General features: G+C 69.5%; 18 protein-coding genes and 1 pseudogene. 12 read left to right on the top strand and 7 right to left on the bottom strand.

Annotated features, from left to right (window positions below; genetic code table 11):
* Positions 1 to 21: 21 nt before the first annotated feature.
* Entirely contained in the window at positions 22 to 1,275 is a 1,254-nt protein-coding gene (locus ACFW9Z_RS21400; RefSeq protein ID WP_384643143.1) for an extracellular solute-binding protein, read from the bottom strand.
* 203 nt (positions 1,276 to 1,478) lie between these two features.
* On the opposite strand from ACFW9Z_RS21400, the gene ACFW9Z_RS21405 reads away from it, so the two are divergent.
* Complete coding sequence (locus ACFW9Z_RS21405; RefSeq protein ID WP_384643146.1) at positions 1,479 to 1,694, top strand: dodecin; 216 nt, start codon at positions 1,479 to 1,481, stop codon at positions 1,692 to 1,694.
* On the opposite strand, the gene ACFW9Z_RS21410 is transcribed toward ACFW9Z_RS21405, so the two are convergent.
* On the bottom strand, positions 1,695 to 2,183 hold the full coding sequence (locus ACFW9Z_RS21410; protein WP_384643149.1) for a hypothetical protein: 489 nt from the start codon (positions 2,181 to 2,183) through the stop codon (positions 1,695 to 1,697).
* 192 nt (positions 2,184 to 2,375) lie between these two features.
* On the opposite strand from ACFW9Z_RS21410, the pseudogene ACFW9Z_RS21415 reads away from it, so the two are divergent.
* The 3 genes and pseudogenes from ACFW9Z_RS21415 to ACFW9Z_RS21425 all read left to right on the top strand — a co-directional run.
* Positions 2,376 to 2,705, top strand: a pseudogene (locus ACFW9Z_RS21415) (transposase); the annotation flags it as partial.
* A gap of 865 nt (positions 2,706 to 3,570) precedes the next feature.
* On the top strand, positions 3,571 to 3,813 hold the full coding sequence (locus ACFW9Z_RS21420; protein WP_384643152.1) for a hypothetical protein: 243 nt from the start codon (positions 3,571 to 3,573) through the stop codon (positions 3,811 to 3,813).
* Between the two features lie 380 nt (positions 3,814 to 4,193).
* The gene (locus ACFW9Z_RS21425) at positions 4,194 to 4,352 is read left to right on the top strand and encodes a hypothetical protein (RefSeq protein WP_384643155.1); all 159 of its coding nucleotides are present in this window, start codon (positions 4,194 to 4,196) and stop codon (positions 4,350 to 4,352) included.
* 39 nt (positions 4,353 to 4,391) lie between these two features.
* Here the strand turns inward: ACFW9Z_RS21425 and ACFW9Z_RS21430 are convergent, their stop codons facing one another.
* Both ACFW9Z_RS21430 and ACFW9Z_RS21435 read right to left on the bottom strand, forming a co-directional pair.
* Positions 4,392 to 5,294, bottom strand: coding sequence for a phosphotransferase family protein (locus ACFW9Z_RS21430; RefSeq protein WP_384643158.1), 903 nt, complete (start codon positions 5,292 to 5,294; stop codon positions 4,392 to 4,394).
* Positions 5,295 to 5,327: 33 nt separating this feature from the next.
* Complete coding sequence (locus tag ACFW9Z_RS21435; protein WP_384643162.1) at positions 5,328 to 6,734, bottom strand: helix-turn-helix domain-containing protein; 1,407 nt, start codon at positions 6,732 to 6,734, stop codon at positions 5,328 to 5,330.
* Positions 6,735 to 7,068: 334 nt separating this feature from the next.
* Between ACFW9Z_RS21435 and ACFW9Z_RS21440 the strand changes: the two genes are divergently transcribed.
* The 7 genes from ACFW9Z_RS21440 (at position 7,069) to uvrA (ending at position 17,084) form a co-directional block, all read left to right on the top strand.
* Positions 7,069 to 7,542, top strand: a complete 474-nt coding sequence (locus tag ACFW9Z_RS21440) for an ATP-binding protein (RefSeq protein WP_384643165.1) — start codon at positions 7,069 to 7,071, stop codon at positions 7,540 to 7,542.
* 154 nt (positions 7,543 to 7,696) lie between these two features.
* Positions 7,697 to 8,947 (top strand): methyltransferase, FxLD system, encoded by a 1,251-nt coding sequence (gene fxlM, locus ACFW9Z_RS21445; RefSeq protein WP_384643168.1) that lies wholly within the window; start codon positions 7,697 to 7,699, stop codon positions 8,945 to 8,947.
* Between the two features lie 63 nt (positions 8,948 to 9,010).
* On the top strand, positions 9,011 to 9,202 hold the full coding sequence (locus tag ACFW9Z_RS21450; protein WP_384643171.1) for an FxLD family lanthipeptide: 192 nt from the start codon (positions 9,011 to 9,013) through the stop codon (positions 9,200 to 9,202).
* Between the two features lie 83 nt (positions 9,203 to 9,285).
* The gene (locus ACFW9Z_RS21455) at positions 9,286 to 12,354 is read left to right on the top strand and encodes a lantibiotic dehydratase (RefSeq protein WP_384643174.1); all 3,069 of its coding nucleotides are present in this window, start codon (positions 9,286 to 9,288) and stop codon (positions 12,352 to 12,354) included.
* Positions 12,351 to 13,499 (top strand): lanthionine synthetase C family protein, encoded by a 1,149-nt coding sequence (locus ACFW9Z_RS21460; RefSeq protein WP_384643177.1) that lies wholly within the window; start codon positions 12,351 to 12,353, stop codon positions 13,497 to 13,499. The genes ACFW9Z_RS21455 and ACFW9Z_RS21460 overlap by 4 nt, the downstream gene beginning before the upstream one ends.
* Positions 13,496 to 14,455: a thiopeptide-type bacteriocin biosynthesis protein gene (locus ACFW9Z_RS21465; protein ID WP_384643180.1), complete on the top strand. Its 960-nt coding sequence runs from the start codon at positions 13,496 to 13,498 to the stop codon at positions 14,453 to 14,455. The genes ACFW9Z_RS21460 and ACFW9Z_RS21465 overlap by 4 nt, the downstream gene beginning before the upstream one ends.
* A gap of 214 nt (positions 14,456 to 14,669) precedes the next feature.
* Positions 14,670 to 17,084, top strand: coding sequence for an excinuclease ABC subunit UvrA (uvrA, locus tag ACFW9Z_RS21470; RefSeq protein WP_384643183.1), 2,415 nt, complete (start codon positions 14,670 to 14,672; stop codon positions 17,082 to 17,084).
* Positions 17,085 to 17,143: 59 nt separating this feature from the next.
* Here the strand turns inward: uvrA and ACFW9Z_RS21475 are convergent, their stop codons facing one another.
* Genes ACFW9Z_RS21475 through ACFW9Z_RS21485 form a run of 3 tightly spaced genes read right to left on the bottom strand, consistent with a single transcriptional unit; the run spans position 17,144 to position 20,509 of the window.
* On the bottom strand, positions 17,144 to 17,890 hold the full coding sequence (locus ACFW9Z_RS21475) for a succinate dehydrogenase/fumarate reductase iron-sulfur subunit (protein WP_384643185.1): 747 nt from the start codon (positions 17,888 to 17,890) through the stop codon (positions 17,144 to 17,146).
* Positions 17,887 to 19,839 carry a fumarate reductase/succinate dehydrogenase flavoprotein subunit gene (locus ACFW9Z_RS21480; RefSeq protein ID WP_384643188.1) on the bottom strand — a complete coding sequence of 651 codons (1,953 nt, stop codon included), beginning with the start codon at positions 19,837 to 19,839 and terminating at the stop codon, positions 17,887 to 17,889. Before ACFW9Z_RS21480 ends, ACFW9Z_RS21475 begins: the two co-directional genes overlap by 4 nt.
* 1 nt (position 19,840) lies before the next feature.
* Positions 19,841 to 20,509 (bottom strand): succinate dehydrogenase, encoded by a 669-nt coding sequence (locus ACFW9Z_RS21485; protein ID WP_384643559.1) that lies wholly within the window; start codon positions 20,507 to 20,509, stop codon positions 19,841 to 19,843.
* Between the two features lie 130 nt (positions 20,510 to 20,639).
* Here ACFW9Z_RS21485 and ACFW9Z_RS21490 point away from each other — a divergent pair, with 130 nt between their 5' ends.
* On the top strand, positions 20,640 to 21,536 hold the full coding sequence (locus ACFW9Z_RS21490; RefSeq protein ID WP_384643191.1) for a LysR family transcriptional regulator: 897 nt from the start codon (positions 20,640 to 20,642) through the stop codon (positions 21,534 to 21,536).
* Positions 21,537 to 21,580: the final 44 nt, after the last annotated feature.

The following is a 21,580-nucleotide window of genomic DNA, read 5'->3' on the forward strand; positions in this document are numbered from 1 at the left end:
CCTGCCGGACCGGCTGCCGGATCAGCTGCCGGAGAGCATCGCCGTGATGCGCTCCGACGCCTTCTTCGCCTCGCGGGCCGGGCTGCCGCCCTGGAGGACCGCCGTCATGTACGGCTTGATCGGGTTCTCCGCCTCGACCTTGGCCCACTGGGCGGAGTTGGGCGTGGCGCGGCCCTGGCTCGCGCCCTCGGCCATCGCGGCGGTGCCCTCCTCGCCCTCGACGACGTGGGCGAGGCTGGGCTTGTTGGGGACGTAGCTCATGGAGCGGGCGAGCTCGGTCTGCCACTTCTCGCTCGCCAGCGCCTTGACGACGGCGATACCGGCGCTGCGCTGGTCGGCCTTCTTCGGCACGATGAGGTCCGAGCCGCCGGTGAAGACGGAGCCGGGGGCCTTGGCCGTCTTGCCGGGAATCGGGAAGTAGCCCAGCTTTCCCTTGAGTTCGGGGTTCTTCTGCTCGATGAGCGCCGCGCTGCCGGGCAGCGAGATGATCTGGGCGACGTCCCCCTCGGCGAATACGTCGTTCTGCGGGGGCTTCTCCTCGTCGGAGTCCATGGGCCCGTCGCCGAGCGCCTGGAGTTCCTTGTAGAAGTTCATCCCGGCGAGCGCCTCGGGGGTGTCCAGCGTGCCCCGCCAGTCACCGCCGCCGCCTTCGGCGAGTTCGCCGCCCTCGTCCCAGATGAATCCGGCCAGCACGTACCAGTTCTGACCGGCCAGATAAATACCCTGGTTGCCCTGGGTGTTGAGCTTCTCGGTGTCCTCGATCCATTCGGCGCGGGTCTTCGGGATGTCGTCGATACCCGCGCTCTTGAAGATCTCCTTGTTGTAGATCACCACGCGGTTGGCCGCGTACCAGGGGATCCCGTACTGCACACCGCTGATCTGGCCGGGCTGGGCGAGGCCGGGCAGCCAGTCCTCGCTGCCCAGGTCCCGCATGGATTCGAGGGTCAGGTCACGCAGGCCGCCGCTCTCCGCGTACTGCGCCACCTGCGTGTTGCCGACCTCGATCACATCGGGGGCGTCGTCGCTCTCCAGGGCGGACAGGACCTTGGGGCCGATGCCGCTCCACTCCTGAATCCTGAAATCCAGCGTGATCGAGGGATTGTCCTTCTCGTACGCCTCGGTGAACTTCTCCAGGAAGCTCGACGAGACGCTGTCCTTCATCAGCCAGACCGTCACGGTGCGGTCACCGCCACCCCCACCGGAGAAGTAGCCACATCCGCTGAGCGTGACGGACGAAACGAGCGCGATGGCTCCGGCGAGTATGCGGTTCTTCACGTGGTCACCTTCTGCGAAACGGCACGACGAAATCTGGACCCGGTGTGGGGGGATTGCGGGCGACGCTCGCACGGGTGTTTGGCTGAATTTTGGTATGGACCATTCAGTAGGTCAAGGCGTGCCCTCGTCCCGATTCATCCCACTCGCCCCCTCGCGCTCCACCGGGGATTGAGGCAACGTGGTCACCAGAGAGGAGACATACCATGCCGAACCACACCTATCGGGTCACCGAAATCGTAGGAACCTCCAACGAGGGTATCGACGCGGCGATCCGGAACGGCGTCGCAAGAGCCGCAGAAACGTTGCACAATCTCGACTGGTTCGAGATTAACCAAGTTCGCGGTCATATCGAGGATGGCCGAATCGCGCACTATCAAGTCGGCCTGAAGGTGGGCTTCCGCCTCGACGAAAACACCTGATCAGGTACGCCCGTCCCGCTCCTGCGCCTCCTTCAGCGCCTCCGAGGGGTCGGCCCAGCGGGCCCGTACCACGGTGAATCCAGCCACTTCTGCCGCATCGCAGACCAGTTCGTCGTCGTCGACGAGCATGCGCACCTGACGCGACCGGCCGAGCCGCCGGAGGATGTCGAGCTTCGTCCGGCGGGCCGGACGCCGGTCGTCGTTGCGCCGCATGAACAGCTGTCCCTCGGGCAGCCCCTGACGGCTCAACCACTCCACGGTGTCCCGGCGGCAGCGCTCGGGCCGCCCGGTCAGATAGACGACCTCGCACTCCTCGGCGCTGCTGAGCACCAGCCCTACCCCCTCGGCCAGCGGCGGATCGTCGGGGGCCGCCGCGAAGAAGCCGGACCAGTCGCGCTTGGCCCCTTCCAGGAAGTGCTGCCGGTGGGCGGTGTCGGCGAGCGTGCCGTCGAGATCGAATACGGCCAGCGGCCGGGCGTCTTTGTTCACCCGCCCAGCCTAGGAAGGCCCGGCGCCTTCCGCCCCCCGTTACATTTTTCGCAGTCCTGCAATAGGGCCGCTGGCCTCCGGGCCCGGCATGACTGTGCCCCCTGTCGAAGGCATGACCTGGGGGGTCACCGCGCCCGGGAGGTGTCGTCGGAGAAACTGATGAGAGGTCCGGCCACCGCCCGGCCCGGCGCAATGCCGGGCGGTTCGCGGGCGGCAGGTCTGCATAACGTGGATGCGCGCGCACGACGCCAAAAGCAGCTGCCCAACAGCGAGCCGAAGCTTCGGGTCGTGTTCGAGAAGTCGGCCGCGAAGTTCGGCACCGTTCTGGTGATCGTGGACCAGCCCGCCTCGATCGGTGCCCTGCCCCTGGCCGTCGCCCGGGACACCGGATGCAAGGTCGCCTGCCTGCCAGGACTCGCGATGCGACGGATCGCCGACCTCTACCCCAGTGAGGCGAAGGCCGACGCCAAGGACGCGGCGGTGATCGCGGACGCCGCCCGGGCCCTGCCCCACACCCTGCGCATCAGCGTCCTGTTCGCCATGCTCCGAGACGGAACCTTCTACGAACCCCGCCTCCCCTGGCGACGGAGGCATGAACCATGCCCCCAGGCAAAACGACTCAGGTCAGCGCGTTGCGCCCTCTGTCCACGCCGAGATATCCGCGGCAGCCCGCCGGACAACTTCTTCCCGGTCCCGGGCAAGTCTCGCGCAGGCCGCCGCAACATCCGGCACACCGTCCGGTCCCACGAGCGCGTCATGCACGCCGGTCTGCAGCCAGTCAGCCTGGTTGTCGTCACCCTCGGCAACCGCAAGAGCAATGAGCCTTACGGCGGTCACTGTCCCCACCCTGGCCAGGGCCTCTGCCGTCCCCCGAGCCACCGCCGTGTCCTCGACGTCCAGCAACAACCCCACCAGCGCTTCCGCAGCTTCAGGAACACCAGCGATCGAAGCAAGATCGCGCCCGGCCCGAACACGCTGCACCCACGAAGGAGACGACGCCCTGAGCAAGGCCGCCTCCAACCCACTCGTCGTCTCTGGCACAACCAGACAGTCCCACACCCCACAGAGAAGACCGAACCCCGGACACAGGCTGCCCAGACCCTTGACGAAGAACATAGAGGCCCCCAGACTTCGGGCGCCCTCGGCGGAACGTCGGAACGCTGAAGGGGCGGGACCCGGTGGTCGTAGCGACGTACAGGCGAGCGGCCGGGGCGTTCCGACACTCCTCGACAGTGGCCGCCCGAGCAGGGGGCAAGTACGAAATGTCGTCCGGCTGACGTTCTGGGTCCCCGTTGAACCACCTGACCCGGCGCACCAGGTCAAGGGCAAGCCAGTACGGGGTGCTGGACAGCGCTGGAACGAAGAGGCAGCCAAGTGGAAGCGCGAATTGCCTGGTGTTGCGGACATCGGCATCGACCTGATGGACGGTGGCCACCTGCTTGAGCGCTTGTTGGAACCGGGCGACGAAGGGCGTCAGTGGTTCTTCTTCCAGCAGCGTGCTCTCGGCCTGGAGCGGCTGCGGGAGCGACAGCGAGTCGCTGAGGACATCGCCCACGACCGCTACACCCCCGGCGTCATGTGGCGCTGCCGATCGCGTCAGCTATTGACGGCTACCTGCCAGGCTGGGTGAACAGGTCATGGAGTTCCTGAGGTCTCGGAGCCTCATGAGGGCGCTGGATACCAAAACGCCCAACCAGGCACGTCGTCTACCTGGCCCGACACGACAGGCTGTGACAACGGGTCTCCCCTCAGTGCCTATCCCGCCTCCCCGAAGTACTCGTGGAACAGCAGCAGTCACGACTGCTCCGTGGAAGCCCCTGCCGGCTTGGCCTTGCCCTGCACCAGGCTCATGAACGGAGCCGGTTCACACCGCGACCCCGACAACGGCAACGGCATACCCGCGAAGGCGACCTGGTCGCAAGGGCACTGCAAGGCACCAGACCCACGGGAACGATCAACACACTCCTGGTCCGGCGGGACTGGCTCACCCAGCGTCTCGAACAACTACAGATGCGGATGCTGGACATGTTCGGCGAACGTCAGCCCCGCAGCAATGACCATCTGCGCACCTGGCGCGAGTACAGCCAGACCGCGCTGCTCACGCCGGATATGTGCGTTCTCGCAGCGTCCCGGCTGATCACACAGGTTCGCCGGGATTCAGGGCTCTGACTTCTGCGTACGGCCGCTGCAACGCTTCCGGTTACAGCGCTAAAGGATGTTCCAGAGCTGCTGTCCGTCCCGCCTCATGAGGGCGTCGACTCGTCTCTGGATCTCACTCAGGGAATCAGGGGCATGACGAACCTTCCGGGCATTGGTTGTGATCATGCGTAGTTCCCGGATATCTCGTAGCACGGAATAGCTGGAGCATTTCGTGACGTCCCACCCGTAGTTGTCCACGAAGGCTCGGTAGTGGGCCTGGCCGTAGCCGAAGCGTCGGCAGTGGACCTCGACGGTGGCAAGGTCCCACTCCGGCTGCCCTTGGGCGATCGTGTCCCAGTCACACAGCACCGCAGATCCGTCGGGGGTGTGCAGCGCGTTTCGGTGCTGTGGGTCGCCCTGGATCAGGCCGGGGGAAAGCGTGAACTGGACGTCGAACAGTTCCTCTTCGAGGCGGTTCGCCTCATCCTCCATGTATCGGATCGCCGCAGCCGGAAGGCATGTGGTCGCCTTCAGGGAGCGACGGATCGCCCGGATGTTGTCATGCTCGGCTAGCACGATCGGGGGCGGAGGCAGCGAATGGAGCGCCTTGAGGGGCCCGGCCAGTTGCCCGGCCGCCACCGGGTGCCCTGGCTGCGGCAGGTAGGTCCAGAAGGTGACCGCGTGCCCGTCGACGATCTGCGGCTGATCGCAAGGGTGAAGGGTGACGGTGGGGAAGCCTGCCTCGATGAGCCATCGTACGAAAGTGACTGTGCGCACGACGCTCTCCACGTTCGTTCCCTTCCGCGCGATCTTGGCCACCACCTGCTCCTTCTCCAGGAGAAGAACCGCGTTGGTGTGACCGCGCAGGAGACGCGCATCACGGCTGTCCAGGCCGGCCTTCGTGCAGGCCCGTGCCAGTACCTGGAACATCTCGAACTCGTCGAACCCACCGGGGGCCGGCGTGATTGTCATGTCGCACAGGCTTACCGACAAGGGCCCGTCCTGTCACATCCGGTCTGGCGGAAGATCGATGATTTCAAGAAGCTCTCGCGCCGCTCGGCTTGTCCGTATCGCCCACGGAAGGACCTCTACGACCTCGCGGGCTCGTTCCTCCACGATGGGTGTGCGGTGGGCCGGGTCCATCCGCAGGAAGGTGGCGCTGGCCAGCTGGCACGCTTCGTCGGGGCTTCGGTCCCGCGCGTAGCAGATGGCCGCTTCAAGCCGGAGGAGGGCGGGGTCGATTCCCGTCTTGTCGTGGTAGAGGACGAGCGCCTGCTCCTGGACCTGGCGTGCTTCGCGCGTGTGTCCCAGGGCGGTCAGCGTCCCGCTCCTGTAGAGAAGGTGGCGGCGCTCCGGAAAGGCGAAGGCGTCGTCCGCCGAGTCTCCACCGAACTGTTCGAAGACCTTCGTCGCGTAGCGCAACGCGGCTTCGGCCTCGGCCGCGGCGCCGAGTTTGGCCAGGGCCCGAGCCTCTGCTGCTGCCGCGAAGGCGTGCGTGGCGCTGGACCGTGCTCTGCTGATCGCCCTGGCCTCCCGGCACAGATTCACCGCGTTGGCGATCGGACCGTAGTAGAAGGGCAGCATCGCCGCCTGAGCCCTGACGCGAGCTCGAAGCTCCGAATTTCCGCTGTCGTCCGCAGCAGAACGCGCTGTGGCGTACCAGGATCGCGACCGCGTGAGGTCGCCAAGCTTCATGAGTGCGTCGGCAGTCAGAGTGGAAAGCATCGCCGTCAGCTCCGAGAGCCGAACCTGTACAGCGGCGGGCTGTCGGTATGCGGCCAGCCCCTCGACCTCCGCAAGGAGGTCCAGAAGGCGGGTGAGCATCAGGGCCGGCGGGGTGGAGATGTACTCCTGGCTGGCCCAGAGGACCGTCTCGTCGATGTGGTCCAACTGGCTGGAGGTGACCGTCGCGGAGGCAAGGGTGCGGTCGACCGCGCGACGCGCGGCGTCGACCCTGTACGAAAGGTGCTCGGCGGCCGTCGGGATCCGCTCGCCGATGGAGTACGCGGAGGTGACCTCGGCACGGTGCCCCTGCCGGGCCTGTGACCGGAAGGCGACTGCGGCGACCGCCTCGGTGTCGTCCAGACCCGCATCATGCGGCGAGCAGCCGTAGAAGGCGGCGAGCACGAGCACAGTGGAGCGAATCGGTTGGTGCCGTCCCGTTTCCCAGAGCCTCAGCTGCTCCACGGTGACCCGAGGGGCCCTGTCCACACCAGAGACAAGCTCGCGGATCTGGTCCGCTGCCTCGGCCAGGGTGAGGCCCCTGGCAAGACGGTGGGCGCGCAGAGGGGAGACCGAGCAATGCGCCTGGATCGTGCGGGCGATCTCGTCGGTTGTGTGTCCGCGTTCGGCACCATTTTCACGTAACCGCTTTGCGCAGGACGGACCATGAGGTCCAGGACCACGTCGCATGAAGTCAATTCCCTTCGAACTCGCCGACCAGCGTAGTTACATGCTGTCCGCTCCGTGTCAAGAAGACGCGGCTCCATGGACGACGGCCCGGGAAATGCGTCAAGCGTCACGCAAGCCCGTCACGTATACGTGAACCGTCACGGTTGCCGCCCCTGGTCCGCGGGGGCAACTCTTGCCCTCCTCGGGCCTCCCGAGAACACACACCGCTCGCCGACCGCGGCACCTGACGGCTCTGGCGTGTGAGCCCACGAGCGCCGCCGCGCCCGGCACGAATTCCTGCCCATCCCTGCTCACGACGACCACTGCCGTCGCCTTGTACGCCTGAGGAGCCCCTATGGCACATGAGCATTTCCCCCGGCCTCCCGAACCTTCGCCGTCGCAGGCGGGACCCCTGTGGAACGCCGTCGAGGTGTTCTTGCCCAGCGCACCGTCGTTCATCGGAATGTCACGCCGGATCGCGGCCGGCGCCATGGATCGCTGGGGCGGCATCGCCCCGGAGGTTGTGGCCGACACGGTCCTCATCGTGTCGGAGTTGATGACGAATGCCGTCCAGCACGGATGTGGAGCCGACACCCCGCAGGCAGTGAGTCTGCGCATCGAGCGCAGCGCCGGCCAACTGCTGATCGAGGTCACCGACAGCAGCTCGGAGCCGGCCAGGCTCAAGAGCGTCGGGGAGAAGTCGACGGAAGGCAGAGGGCTTCAACTCGTCGAGAAGCTGTCGACCGCCTGGGGCACCAGCAACACGAACCACACCACGTGGGCCCGTGTCTCCGCCGAGCCGCAGGAGTTGAGGCGTCAACCCTGTTGAACTGTCCGGCCTCGTCACCGCTTCCTGACAGCCGCTCGACGGCCCGGACGCAACGGGCCTTGCCGTTGAGCGGATACCACCCCGGCGCGGGGCCGCCGCCTCGTACCTGATGCGAGCCCTCGCAGCCCCTGCACCATCCGAGAAGGAGAACCGCGTGGACAACGTCCCGGAGACCACGAACACCACAGACACCGAGGAGAGTCCGGACGAGCAGCAGTTGCGCGACACGCTCGCGCGGAACCTCGTCGAGGTCGGGGCGGCCCGCAGTGCCCAGGTGGTGGCTGCATTCCGCACCGTACGCCGGCACCTGGCCGCCCCCGAGGCGGACATGAGCAGCACGTACGAGCCCGAGAAGCCGACGATCACCAAGACGGACGAGCATGGAGTGCACATCAGCTCTGTGTCCGCGCCCCGCATCCAGGCCATGCAGATGGAGCAGGCCGAACTGGCAGTCGGCATGACCGTACTGGAGATCGGGTCGGGCGGCGTCAACGCCGCCAACCTCGCCGAGGTCGTCGGGGAGAGCGGCCACGTGGTGACGATGGACATCGACCCCGATGTCACGGACCGAGCCCTCCGTTTCCTGAAGACGACCGGCTACCAGAACGTCACGGTGCTCACGGACGACGCCGAGAACGGAGCTCCCGGGCACGGCCCGTTCGACCGGATCATCGTCACCGTACAGGCCGCCGACATCCCACCGGCCTGGCTCGACCAGCTCAAGGACGGCGGACGCCTCGTCGTGCCGCTGCGGATGCGAGCCATGACGCGTACCGTGGCCTTCGTCCGCGAGGGTGACAAGCTGGTGAGCAGCGGATTCGAACTGTGCGGCTTCGTGCCGATGCAGGGCCTCGGCGAGAACCGCGTACAACTCGCCGTCCTGCATGACGGGAAGAACGAACAGGTCGGACTGCGCCTGGACGGCCACCCGGAGCCGGACACGGTCGCACTCGCCGAGGCCCTGACCCTTCCGCAGGCCAAGGTCTGGTCCGGGGTGACGCTCGGCGGCTCCGAGTCCAGCGAACATCTCGATCTGTGGCTGACCACCGCGCTCGACAACCTGCCGCTGATGGCCGCCGACCTCGGCGCCCGCAAGCGGGGCCTGGTCGCTTCGGCCTCCCCCATGGGCATCCCCACGCTCGTCGACGGGGACTCCTTTGCCTACCGGACCGTACGGGCCACCGACCAGGACGACCGATTCGAGCTGGGCGCCATCGCCCACGGGCCGCGCGGCGAACAGGTCGCCGCGCGCCTGGTCGAGGAGGTCCGCACCTGGGACCGCGACCACCGCAGCCACCGAGCACGCATCGAGGTCCACCCGTCGGGCACGCCGGACGACCGGCTTCCCGCCACCGGCCGCCGCATCGAGCGTCGGCACACACGGGTCACGATCACCTGGCCGTAGCACCACAACGACGACGGGCCAGGTTGCACAGCACATCCCTACAACCTCTCTGGAAAGGGCGAGATGGCACAGCAGAACAGCACCACGATGAAGGCGGCCACGGACTTCCACGCGGCCGACGGCGGCGACTTCGATCTCGCGATCGAGACCGTCTCCTCGGCGCCCGTACTCGGCGCGCTGCTGAACGACACCAGCGACGGCTGCACATCCACCTGCAACTCGGCCTGCTCGAACAGCACGTGCATCGGCGGCTGAGTACCTCCCCGTAGTTGACGGGGCCGGGGGCGGGAGGTGGCCGCACCGTCCGCCCCCGGGCGCTGCGATCCGAAGGAGTACCGATGTACCGTCACATCGACGCGAGCCTGGTCAGGGCGTCGGTCATGCCGCTCGCCACCCCCGTACCCGAGTGGCCCGGGGACGAGGCCGGCATCGAGCAGGCCCGCACGTGGATCAAAAAGATATGGGCGGACGCCTCCCTCGCCGAGGCCATCAGCCATGCCTCACCCTCACTGGCGTACGCCGTCCAGGAACTGCTGACCGGGCAGGCTGCCAAGCCCTCGCGCGTCCGCCGCATCAGCCGGTCCCTGGCCCGCTACCTGCTGAGAATGCGCTACCGCGCCACGCCCTTCGGGCTGTTCGCCGGCCCGACCACGGCCCGCATCGGACGGGAGGCCCAGGTCCACTGGGGGCCGCTGACCCGCGCCACCGTGCGCGCCGATGCCTCCTGGCTCCACGCCATCACCTCCGCCCTGGAGGCCGATCCCTCCATCCTGTGGCACCTCACGGTCGTCGCCGACCCCACGCGCGTCGTACGCGGCTCCCGCATCACCGTGATGAACCAGCCGGGCGAGGACGGGCCGACCGACACGAGCCTGCGGCACACCCGCGCCTCCGAGGTGGCCTTGCGGCTGGCTCGCGCACCGATCCCGGTCCACGTCCTGGTGGCCAGGCTCAGCATCGAGTACCCGGAAGCCACCAAGGGCGCCATCGGGCAGATGGTGCACAGGCTCGTCGCGCATCGCGTGCTGCTGACCGAACTCCAGGTGCCGATGACCGTCCCCGATGCTCTCGGTCACCTGATCACCCGGCTCGACGAGAGCGGTGCGGACGTACCGACCGCCGCCCGGCTCCGTACCGTGCACCGCCTCCTGCACCGTCACGACCGTGCTCACCCCGACGAACAGCCGGCCCTGCGCGCCCACGCCGCCGAGGCGATGACCGCGCTCAGCGGCACCACCGCGCGGAGCCTCATGGTCGCCGTCCGGCCGGACGGCGACATCATCCTGCCCGAGGCCGTGGCCCACGAGGCGGAGCGCGCCCTGAGCGTGATGGCCAGGATCACTCCTTTCCCCCGCGGTTCTGCCGCCTGGCGGGACTACCGGGCGCGGTTCCTGGAGCGCTACAGCATGGGCACCGTTGTCCCCGTCCGCGACCTCACCGATCCCGACACCGGCTTGGGCTTCCCCGTCGGTTACCGCGGCACCGTACTGCCTCGGCCCGTACTCGCCACCACGCCCCGCGACGAGCACCTGCTCGCCCTGGCACAGGACGCCGCGCTCACCGGCCGGCGCGAGATCGTCCTCACCGAGGAGGACATCGAGGCGCTCACCGTGGGTCGGCCAACGGCTGTCCCCGCCCATGTCGATCTGTGCTTCACCGTCCTCGCACAGTCCGCTCGCGCACTGACGGACGGGCGCTTCGCCATCTCGACCGTCGGCCTGTCCCTCTCCGCCGGCACCCTCGCCGGCCGCTTCCTGCCGATGCTGGACCTCTCCGACCAGAACAGGATGACGGCCCAGTACCGGGCTCTTCCCACCCTCACCGAAGGCGCTGCGCGTGTGCAGGTGTCCTCTCCCCCGCTGCGCCGCCGGACCGCCAACGTCGGCCGAACCTCCCTGGCCGCCCTCGACGCCGTGGCCGTCGGAGAGCACAACCCGGACGCCACCCTCGACCTGGACGACCTGGGCGTCGTCGCCGACGCCGAACGCCTCTGCCTCGTCTCCCTCTCGACCGGAAGGTGCCTGGAGCCCTCGGTGATGAACGCGGTGGAGCTGGGCTCCGCCACGCACCCCCTGGCCCGGTTCCTCACCGAGATCCACCGCTCCCACGCCGCTGTCCTCATGCCCTTCGCCTGGGGAGCCGCAGGCCGACTCCCCTTCCTCCCGCAGGTCCGTCACGGCCGCACCATCCTGTCCACGGCCTGCTGGCGCCTACGCGCCCACGACCTCCCCGGCACCGACAGGTGGACAGAGCAGTTCGCCGACTGGCGTACCCGCTACAACGTCCCGCGTACGGTGTCCGTCGGCTCCGAGGACCATCAGCTGCGGCTCGATCTCGGCCGGACCGGCGACCGCGACCTGCTGCGGGCGGAACTGGACCGGCACCGCGCCCTGTCGGTGTACGAGGCTCCGGAGGAGAGCGCCTACGGGTGGATCGGCCGCGCCCACCAGGTGTCCATGTCCTTCGCGGCCGACCGGCCTCCCGCCCCCGCCCCGAGCCGGAACGCGGTCGCCGGGCGCGACGACGGCCAGACCCCCGGCATGGCCGACACCGCGTATCTGAAGCTGTACGGGAGCACCAACCGTGCCGACGACGTACTCCTTGACCACCTGCCCCGTCTTCTGAACGACCTGACGGTCCTGTTCCGGGGATCCTTCACCTCCGGTGACTACTCCACGGAGCTGATCGAGGATCTGTCCGACCCACGGGCGTGGTTCGTACGGTACGCCGACCCAGACCCTCACCTCCGCATCCGCCTGAGCCCTCCTCGCATGGCCGACTTCGGGGACGTGGCCTTCGAAGTGGCCCGATGGGCGGACGCGTTGCGAGACGATGGCCTGGTCCAGCGCCTGCAGTGGGACACCTACACGCCCGAGTCCGGCCGCTACGGCAATCGTCCCGCCCTGGACGCCGCCGAGCTCTACTTCGCCGCCGACTCCACGGCAGCGTTCACGCAGATGCGCCTCGCCCTCCCCACGGATCTGCGCCCGGCTGTCACGGCGGCCTCGTACGTGGACATCGCCACCGGCTTCCTCGGCTCTCCGGCCGCCGCGCGCTCCTGGCTGACCAAGCACCTCGTCCGCGCGGACGGCGCCGTGGCGCCCCGGTCCACCCAGGCTCTCGTCCTGCGGCTCACCGAGAACGACAACCCGGCCCCAGCCCTCCGCGACTTCCGCGGCGGAGAGGCCGTCCGCGACGCCTGGCAGACCCGCCGCGCGGCCCTCGCCTCCTACCGCGCCGCGCTCCGCAGGCCGGGGCCCGCACCGGAAGCCGTGCTGCCGTCCCTCCTGCACATGCACCACAATCGCGTCGCCGGGATCGACTCCGATGCCGAAGCCCTGTGCCGACGCATGGCCCGTGCCGCGGCCCTGTCCTGGACCCTCCGCCCCGAAGGAACCGCACGGTGACGACTGCTCCGTCCACCCCCGACACCTCACTGTCCACACACCAGTCCCTCGCGCACGGCCCCCTCAGCACCGCGCTCCTGCACATCGAACGCGCCCGGCGCGGCCCAGGCGACTGGACGGAGGCACGCCGTGTTCTCGCCGCCACCGGCCCACTCATCGACGGGAAGAACGCCGGTCTCTTCCTCGGCGCCCCCGCCATGGCCTTCGCCCTGCACCTGGCCGCCGACGGGACCGACCGCTACGCCGGCGCACGGCACACCCTCGACGGCGTCGTGGCCGCGCACACCCGCGCACGGCTCGCCGCCGCCCACGACCGGATCGAAGCCGGGCACCGCACCGCGTTCTCCGAGTACGACCTGCTGCGCGGCCTGACCGGGATCGGCGCCCTGCTCCTGCGCCGTAGCCCCCGGAGCCCGGAGCTGCACGGGATCCTGGAGTACCTGGTCCGGCTCGCCGAACCGCTCACCGGGCGCGACGGGCGGACCCTGCCCGGCTGGTGGGTGGACCACTCCCCGGCCGCCGACCAGAACGCCACCCCGGGCGGCCACGCGAACGCCGGGCTCGCCCACGGCATCACCGGCCCGCTCACCCTGCTCTCCCTGTCCCTGCGCGCAGGCGTCCACGCGGACGGCCAGGAGCAGGCGATCCGCCGTATCTGCCGGTGGCTGGACCAGATCCGGCAGAGCGACGCCCACGGGCTGCGCTGGCCGCGCTGGATCAGCCACCGCGGCGCCGCACCGGCCCTCCCCGCCGCGCCGAGCTGGTGCTACGGCACACCCGGCCTCGTACGCGCGCAACAGCTCGCCGCCATCGTCGTGGAGGACCCTGACCGCAAACGGATGGCCGAACGCTCCCTCGCCTGCTGCCTCACCGACGCCCGCCGACTCGACATGCTGGCCGACCGCGGGCTGTGCCACGGCGTCGGCGGACTCCTGCGAACGGTGCAGCGCGTCGCGGCCGACGCGAACCGGCCCGGCGAGTACGACCTCGGATTCGAATCGCTCACCCAGCGCTTCATACTGGCCGCGGTCCCCGAGGACGAGGGCTTCCTCGTCGGCCGGGCGGGCGCCGCGCTCGCATTCCAGGACGCCGAGGGCGCCGCGACACCCAAGGGGCAGTGGGACGCCTGCCTCCTCCTGACATGACCGACTACGACCCGGCCCGTATGGAGCATGCCGTCCATGGCGTCTTCGGCGGAGCGCCCGTCGAAGACGCCGCGCGGGCAGCGGGTGTCCCCGCCACGCAGCTCGCCGAGGCCGTCGAGCTCTACGCGGCCGCCGGCCGTGCCACTCTGGACACGGCCCCGATCGGCTGGCAGCAGGTCAATATCCGGTTCGTGGACTACGAGCGGGCTCAGCACGCCTTCAGCGCCTGCCTCGCGCCCGCTCTGCGTACCTGGCCCGTTGGGCGGTGGTGGTTCGTACGAAAGGCACCTCACTGGCGGCTGCGCTGCCACCCCGCCCCGGGAGCGAGCGCGCAGGACATGGCTGACCACGTCGCGGCAGCGCTCGACAGCTCCGTGTCCTGGGGTGTGACCGCCGACTGGCGCCCCGCCCTCTACGAACCGGAGACGATCGCCTTCGGCGGCCCAGCCGGACTGCCACTCGCGCACGCCCTGTTCCACTCCGACAGCGAAGGTGTACTCGGCCATGCCCGCGTCGCCGAGGAGAACCCCTCGGACGTGCTGGGGGCGAAGGAGACATCGATCCTGGCCATGACGCTCCTCATGCGGGCAGCCCGCTTGGAACTGGGCGAGCAGGGCGACGTGTGGGGCCGCGTCGAAGAGCGGCGCCCGCTCGCTGACGACGTCACGCCGCAACAGGTCAGCACCATGACGTCGCCGATGAGGCGCCTTCTGCTCATCGATGCCCGCCCTCTTCTCGATTCCGGGTCCCTCACCCCCGTCCGTACGTGGATCGAAGCGCTCGAACAGCACGGCCGCGTTCTGGCGAATGCGGCTGCAGCAGGCGAACTCAGCGCAGGCACACGCGCCATACTCGTGCGGCACATCCTCTTCCACTGGAACCGCATGGGATTCGGACTCCGTCAGCAGTCCATCTGGGCCCGCGCCACCCGCACCGCAGCGATGGGAACGGACTGAAGGAGAACCGGGATCCGACGGAACGAACTTGCTGGGCCGTGATCATTGATGCCGAGGGCAACGCAGCGTTTCAAGCCGGCCTGGACGGGTGAGCCGACGACGTACGGCCAGCACCCCCCGGCCATGCCCCGCCCGGCCTGCCCACCCGTCCGCGCCTAGAATCGAACTGTTTGTCCGTCCCGACACCGCCCCCACCTGTACGGAGCCGAGCCCCATGCACTCCCCCCACGATCCGTACGTCCGGGTGCGCGGCGCGCGCGAGCACAACCTTCAGGACGTGAACGTCGACATCCCGCGCGACACGCTCACGGTCTTCACCGGGGTCTCCGGTTCCGGCAAGTCCTCGCTGGCGTTCGGCACGATCTACGCCGAGGCGCAGCGCCGCTACTTCGAGTCGGTCGCCCCCTACGCGCGCCGCCTCATCCACCAGGTGGGCGCACCCGCCGTCGGGGAGATCACCGGGCTGCCGCCCGCCGTCTCGCTGGAGCAGCGGCGTTCCGCGCCCGGGGCGCGGTCGTCCGTGGGGACGGTGACCACGCTCTCCAACTCGCTGCGGATGCTGTACTCCCGGGCCGGGGACTATCCGGCAGGCGCCGAGCCGCTGGACTCCGACGCGTTCTCCCCCAATACGGCCGCCGGGGCCTGCCCCGAGTGTCACGGTCTCGGGCGCATCCACCGGACGGACGAGGATCTGCTCGTACCGGATCCCTCGCTGTCCATCCGGGAGGGGGCGATCGCCGCCTGGCCGGGGGCCTGGCAGGGGAAGAACCTGCGGGATGTGCTGGACGTGCTCGGGTACGACGTCGACCGGCCCTGGCGCGAACTGGCGGCGAAGGACCGGGAGTGGATTCTCTTCACCGACGAGCAGCCGGTGGTGACGGTGCATCCGGTACGGGACGCGGGCCGCATCCAACGCCCTTACCAGGGAACGTACATGAGCGCCCGGCGCTATGTGCTGCACACCTTCGCCGACACCAAGAGCCGCACACTGCGGGCGAAGGCCGAGCGCTTTCTGACGAGTGTGCCGTGCCCGGTCTGCGACGGGAGCAGGCTGCGGCCGGAGGCGATGGCGGTGACCTTCGCCGGGCGGACCATCGCCGAGCTGGCGGCCCTGCCGCTCTCCGGTCTGGCCGAAGTGCTCTCCGGCGCGGGGGTGGGCGGTGAGGAGACGGCCCGGGTGCTGACCGGTGATCTGCTGGCCCGGATCGGTACGGTGACCGAGCTGGGGCTCGGCTATCTGAGCCTGGACCGTACGGCCCCGACGCTCTCCTCGGGCGAGTTGCAGCGGCTACGGCTGGCGACCCAGCTGCGTTCGGGGCTCTTCGGGGTGGTCTACGTACTGGACGAGCCGTCGGCCGGACTGCACCCCGCCGATACGGAGTCCCTTCTCGCGGTGCTCGGCCGACTCAAGGAGGCCGGGAACTCGGTGTTCGTGGTGGAGCACCAGATGGATGTGGTGCGGCGGGCGGACTGGCTGGTGGACGTGGGGCCGCTGGCCGGGGAGCACGGGGGGCGGGTGCTGCACAGCGGGCCGCCGGAGGGGCTGGCCGAGGTGCCGGAGTCGGCGACGCGGCGGTTCCTGTTCGACCAGAGCCCCACGCCGGTACGCGAGCCGCGCACCCCTTCCGGGTGGATCCGGCTCTCCGGGGTCGAGCGGCACAATGTGCGCGGGGTCGACGCGGCCTTCCCGCTCGGGGTGTTCACGGCGGTGACCGGGGTGTCGGGGTCCGGGAAGTCGACCCTGGTAGGCCAGGTGCTCGCCGGGGTGCTGGCCGACCGGCAGGCGGGCGAGGAGGGCGGGGTGGCCGAGCAGTACTGCGCCTCCGTGACCGGAGTGGAGGCGGTGGACCGGCTCGTCCAGGTCGACCAGAAGCCGATCGGGCGGACGCCCCGGTCCAACCTGGCCACGTACACCGGGCTGTTCGACACCGTACGGAAGCACTTCGCGCGGACGGAGACGGCGCGGGAGCGGGGCTACACGGCGGGGCGGTTCTCGTTCAACGTGAGCGGCGGGCGGTGCGAGACGTGCCAGGGCGAGGGGTTCGTCTCGGTGGAGCTGCTCTTCCTGCCGAGTACGTACGCGCCCTGCCCGGACTGTCACGGCGCGCGCTACAACCCGGAGACCCTGGACGTCACCCTCAACGGGCTGACGATCGCTCAGGTCCTGGACCTGACCGTGGAGTCGGCCGCCTCCTTCTTTGCCGGGACCCCGGCCGCCGAGCGCGCCCTGACCACCCTCCTGGACGTGGGGCTCGGCTATCTGCGGCTCGGGCAGCCCGCCACCGAGCTGTCCGGCGGCGAGGCGCAGCGCATCAAGCTCGCCTCGGAGCTCCAGCGCACCCGGCGCGGGCACACCCTGTATCTACTGGACGAGCCAACAACCGGTCTGCATCCGGCCGATGTGGAGGTGCTGATGCGGCAGTTGCACGGGCTCGTCGACGGGCACAACACGGTGGTGGTCGTGGAGCACGACATGGCCGTGGTGGCGGGCGCGGACCATGTCATCGACCTGGGGCCCGGGGGCGGCGACCGGGGCGGCCGGATCGTGGCGACCGGTACGCCTCGGGAGGTGGCGCGGGCGGCGGAGAGCCGTACGGCCCCGTATCTGGTGCGGGCGCTGGGCAGTTGACCTCGTCGACCCCGTACGGCTCCGGACGTGATCGAAGCCGTACGGGATCGACTCCCGTGTCAGCGGCGGACTTTACGCGTCGCCCGCAGCCACTCCTTGTTCATCGCCGCGATCGAGGGCAGCGGGATGCCCTTCGGGCAGGCCGTGGCGCACTCGCCGGTCAGGGTGCAGCCGCCGAACCCCTCCTCGTCCATCTGGGCCACCATGTCCAGCACCCGGGTCTCGCGCTCCGGGGCGCCCTGGGGCAGGACGTTGAGGTGGTTGACCTTGGCCGCCGTGAAGAGCATCGCCGAGCCGTTCGGGCAGGCCGCGACACAGGCGCCGCAGCCGATGCATTCGGCGTTCTCGAAGGCGAGTTCGGCATCCGGCTTGGGCACCGGGGTGGCGTGTGCGTCGGGGGCGGTACCGGTGGGGGCGGAGATGTAGCCGCCGGACTGGATGATCCGGTCGAAGGAGGAGCGGTCCACGACCAGGTCCTTGACGACCGGGAAGGCGGAGGCGCGCCACGGCTCGATGTCGATCGTGTCGCCGTCGGAGAACGACCGCATGTGGAGCTGGCACGTGGTGGTCCGCTCGGGGCCGTGGGCGTCGCCGTTGATGACGAGGCTGCACGCGCCGCAGATGCCCTCGCGGCAGTCGTGGTCGAAGGCGACGGGCTCGTCCCCGGCGAGGATGAGCTCCTCGTTGAGGGTGTCGAGCATCTCCAGGAACGACATGTCCTGGGAGATGCCGTCGACTTCGTAGGTGGCCATGGCACCGGGCGCTTCGGCGTTCTGCTGACGCCAGACGCGCAGGGTGAGCTTCATGCGTAGCTCCGCTGAGTGGGGTGGACGTACTCGAAGACGAGGTCTTCCTTGTGCAGGACGGGGGCGCCCCCGGTGACGGTGAACTCCCAGGCGGCGGCGTACGAGAACTCCTCGTCGCGCCGCTCCGCCTCGCCCTCCGGGGTCTGGGACTCGGCACGGAAGTGGCCGCCGCAGGATTCGGCGCGGTGCAGGGCGTCCAGGCACATGAGCTCGGCGAGCTCCAGGTAGTCGACGATGCGATTGGCCTTCTCCAGCGACTGGTTGAACTGCTCGCCGGTACCGGGGACCTTGATGCGGCGCCAGAACTCCTCCCGGATCTCCGGGATTTTGGCGAGCGCCTTGCGCAGTCCGTCCTCGGTGCGGGCCATCCCGCAGTACTCCCACATGAGTTCACCGATCTCGCGGTGGAAGGAGTCGGGGGTGCGGTCGCCGTCGACGGAGAGGAGAAGGTTGATGCGGTCCTCGGTCTCCGCCACCACCTCGGCGACGGCGGGGTGTTCGGCGTCGACGTGCTCCGTGTGCGGGTTGCGGGCGAGGTAGTCGTTGATGGTGGAGGGCAGGACGAAGTAGCCGTCGGCGAGGCCCTGCATCAGCGCGGAGGCGCCGAGCCGGTTGGCCCCGTGGTCGGAGAAGTTGGCCTCGCCGATGGCGAAGAGGCCGGGGATGGTGGTCTGGAGGTCGTAGTCGACCCAGAGGCCGCCCATCGTGTAGTGCACGGCGGGGTAGATCCGCATCGGGACCGTATAGGGGTCCTCGTCGGTGATCCGCTGGTACATGTCGAAGAGGTTGCCGTACTTGGCCTCGACCGCCTTGCGGCCCATCCGCCCGATGGCCTCGGCGAAGTCCAGGTAGACCCCTTGCCCGCCGGGGCCGACACCGCGTCCCTCGTCGCAGACGTTCTTGGCGGCGCGGGAGGCGATGTCGCGGGGCACCAGGTTGCCGAAGGCCGGGTAGATGCGCTCCAGGTAGTAGTCGCGCTCGTCCTCGGGGATCTGGTTCGCCGGGCGGGTGTCGCCCTTGGCCTTGGGGACCCAGATGCGGCCGTCGTTGCGGAGCGACTCGCTCATCAGGGTGAGCTTGGACTGGTGGTCGCCGGTGCGCGGGATGCAGGTGGGGTGGATCTGGGTGAAGCAGGGGTTGGCCATGTAGGCGCCGCGCCGGTGGGCCCGCCAGATCGCGGTGGCGTTGGAGTTCATGGCGTTGGTCGACAGGTAGAAGACGTTGCCGTAGCCGCCGGTGGCCAGGACGACCGCGTCGGCGAAGTAGGTGTCGATCTTCCCGGTGACGAGGTCGCGGGCGACGATGCCGCGCGCCTTGCCGTCGACCACGATCAGGTCCAGCATCTCGGTACGGGCGTGGAGTTCGACCCCGCCCGTGGCGATCTGCCGGGAGAGCGCCTGGTAGGCCCCGAGGAGGAGCTGCTGCCCGGTCTGGCCGCGCGCGTAGAACGTACGCGAGACCTGGACGCCGCCGAAGGAGCGGTTGTCGAGGAGGCCGCCGTACTCGCGGGCGAAGGGCACGCCCTGGGCGACGCACTGGTCGATGATCTCGACCGAGATCTGGGCGAGCCGGTGGACGTTGGACTCCCGGGCGCGGAAGTCGCCGCCCTTGACGGTGTCGTAGAAGAGCCGGTGGATGGAGTCGCCGTCGTTGCGGTAGTTCTTCGCCGCGTTGATACCGCCCTGGGCGGCCACCGAGTGGGCGCGCCGGGGCGAGTCCTGGAAGCAGAACTGGACGACGTGGTAGCCCTGTTCGGCGAGGGTGGCGCCGGCCGATCCGCCGGCCAGTCCGGTGCCGACGACGATGACCGTATGTTTGCGCCGGTTGGCGGGGTTCACGAGTTTGGCTTGGAAGCGGCGGGTGTCCCAGCGCTCGGCGACGGGACCTTCGGGGGCCTTGGTGTCGACGACGGGCTCGCCCGTGACGTACTGCGTGTAGTAGTCGGGCATGTCAGCTCACCACTCCGGTCATGACGGCGACGGGTACGGAGATGAAGCCCACCGTCAGCACCGCCGCGAGGACGTTGGCGAGGGTCTTCAGGATGCGGTCGCGGGTCGCGTTGCCGACGCCGAGCGTCTGCGCGGCGCTCCAGAAGCCGTGCTGGACGTGCAGGCCCATGGCGAGCACCGCGACGATGTAGATGACGTTGCTGTACCAGGCGGAGAAGGTGTCGACGACGTTCTGGTACGGGTGTCCGGCCTCGAAGCTGGTGTGGACGGTGCCGGTCGTCAGGTCGAGGATGTGCCAGACGATGAAGAGGGCGAGGATGATCCCGCCCCAGCGCATGGTCCGGGTCGCGTAGCTGGCGCGCGGCCTCTTGTGGACGTACTTCGCCGGGCGCGCCCTGATGTCGCGGCGGCTCAGCTGGTACGCGGAGACGCCGTGCAGCACGACGGCGGCGACCAGGCCCACGCGGACGATCCACAGCGCCCACTCGTAGTGCAGGACCGGTTCACCCAGGGTACGCAGCCAGTGGGCGTAGCCGTCGAACTCACCGGGTCCGAAGAAGATCTTCAGGTTTCCGACCATGTGGGCGACGAGATACCCGAGCATGATCAGACCGGTCACGGCCATGATGGTTTTCTTGCCGACGGTCGAGTCCCAGAGCGTACGCGTCATCGACGGCCGTCGGTCCGTCCGCGTTGCCAATGCCATGGACACGACGGTAGGGGCCGAAGTCCGATCAGTCCAAGACATGGAATGGCTCATCTTCATAGGCTCCACCTATCGAGGGGGGTAGCGTTGGCGCATGCACTTCCAGCAGCTCACCTATTTCGTGACCGTGGCCGAGACCCGGCACTTCACCCGGGCCGCCGAGGCCGTGCACGTCTCGCAGCCCTCGCTCTCCCAGCAGATCCGGGCCCTGGAGAGCGAGCTGGGCGCGGAGCTGTTCAGCCGGGCCCGGGGCAATATCGCCCTGACCGACGCGGGCGAGGCGCTGCTGCCGCTGGCCCGGCGCATCCTCGCGGACGCGGAGACCGCGCGCCAGGAGGTGCAGGAGCTGGTCCAGCTGCGGAGCGGCCGGGTGCGGCTCGGGGCGACACCGAGCCTCTGTACGGGGCTGCTGCCCGATGTGCTGCGCACCTTCCACGACCTGCATCCGGGGGTGCGGCTGCTGCTGGAGGAGGGCGGCTCGCACGACCTCGTACGGCAGTTGGCGCGCGGGGCGCTGGACCTCGCCCTGGTGGTGCTGCCACTGCCTGCCGCGTCGCCCGCGCTGACCACCGTGGAGCTGCTGCACGAGGACCTGGTGGTGGTGTCGTCCGCCGCGGAGCCCGCGCCGGGGCGGGGCGGCCGGGTGCGGATCGCGGATCTGGAAGGGGCGCCGCTGGTGATGTTCCGGCACGGCTACAACCTGCGGGAGCTGACGCTCGCCGCCTGCCGCGCGGAGGGGTTCGAGCCCACGTTCACGGTGGAGGGCGGCGAGATGGACGCCGTGCTCGGTTTCGTACGGGCGGGGCTCGGGATCGCGGTGGTGCCGAGCATGGCGGCACACCGGGCGGGCCCGGACCTGCGGCGGACCCCGCTGGCCCGGCCGGGGCTGCGGCGCACCATCGCGCTGGCGCACCGCAGCGATGTGGCCCCGCCCCGGGCGGCCCGGGAGCTCCAGCGGATGCTGCTGGAGCACGGGCCGGGGGGCGGGTGACGGGGGGCCGGGCCTGGCCGGAGGGCCTGTGACGGACCCCGGAC

Origin of the sequence: Streptomyces sp. NPDC059452, from assembly GCF_042750035.1 — a bacterium.
Taxonomy (GTDB): Bacteria; Actinomycetota; Actinomycetes; order Streptomycetales; family Streptomycetaceae; genus Streptomyces.

Coding starts and splice junctions, on each gene's coding strand:
- uvrA (WP_384643183.1), top strand. CDS start 14,670: ATGCACTCCCCCCACGATCCGTACGTCCGGGTGCGCGGCGCGCGCGAG.
- ACFW9Z_RS21485 (WP_384643559.1), bottom strand. CDS start 20,509: ATGACGCGTACGCTCTGGGACTCGACCGTCGGCAAGAAAACCATCATG.
- ACFW9Z_RS21435 (WP_384643162.1), bottom strand. CDS start 6,734: ATGCGACGTGGTCCTGGACCTCATGGTCCGTCCTGCGCAAAGCGGTTA.
- ACFW9Z_RS21465 (WP_384643180.1), top strand. CDS start 13,496: ATGACCGACTACGACCCGGCCCGTATGGAGCATGCCGTCCATGGCGTC.
- ACFW9Z_RS21425 (WP_384643155.1), top strand. CDS start 4,194: ATGCGGATGCTGGACATGTTCGGCGAACGTCAGCCCCGCAGCAATGAC.
- ACFW9Z_RS21475 (WP_384643185.1), bottom strand. CDS start 17,890: ATGAAGCTCACCCTGCGCGTCTGGCGTCAGCAGAACGCCGAAGCGCCC.
- ACFW9Z_RS21440 (WP_384643165.1), top strand. CDS start 7,069: ATGGCACATGAGCATTTCCCCCGGCCTCCCGAACCTTCGCCGTCGCAG.
- ACFW9Z_RS21405 (WP_384643146.1), top strand. CDS start 1,479: ATGCCGAACCACACCTATCGGGTCACCGAAATCGTAGGAACCTCCAAC.
- ACFW9Z_RS21450 (WP_384643171.1), top strand. CDS start 9,011: ATGGCACAGCAGAACAGCACCACGATGAAGGCGGCCACGGACTTCCAC.
- ACFW9Z_RS21490 (WP_384643191.1), top strand. CDS start 20,640: ATGCACTTCCAGCAGCTCACCTATTTCGTGACCGTGGCCGAGACCCGG.
- ACFW9Z_RS21480 (WP_384643188.1), bottom strand. CDS start 19,839: ATGCCCGACTACTACACGCAGTACGTCACGGGCGAGCCCGTCGTCGAC.
- ACFW9Z_RS21455 (WP_384643174.1), top strand. CDS start 9,286: ATGTACCGTCACATCGACGCGAGCCTGGTCAGGGCGTCGGTCATGCCG.
- ACFW9Z_RS21430 (WP_384643158.1), bottom strand. CDS start 5,294: ATGACAATCACGCCGGCCCCCGGTGGGTTCGACGAGTTCGAGATGTTC.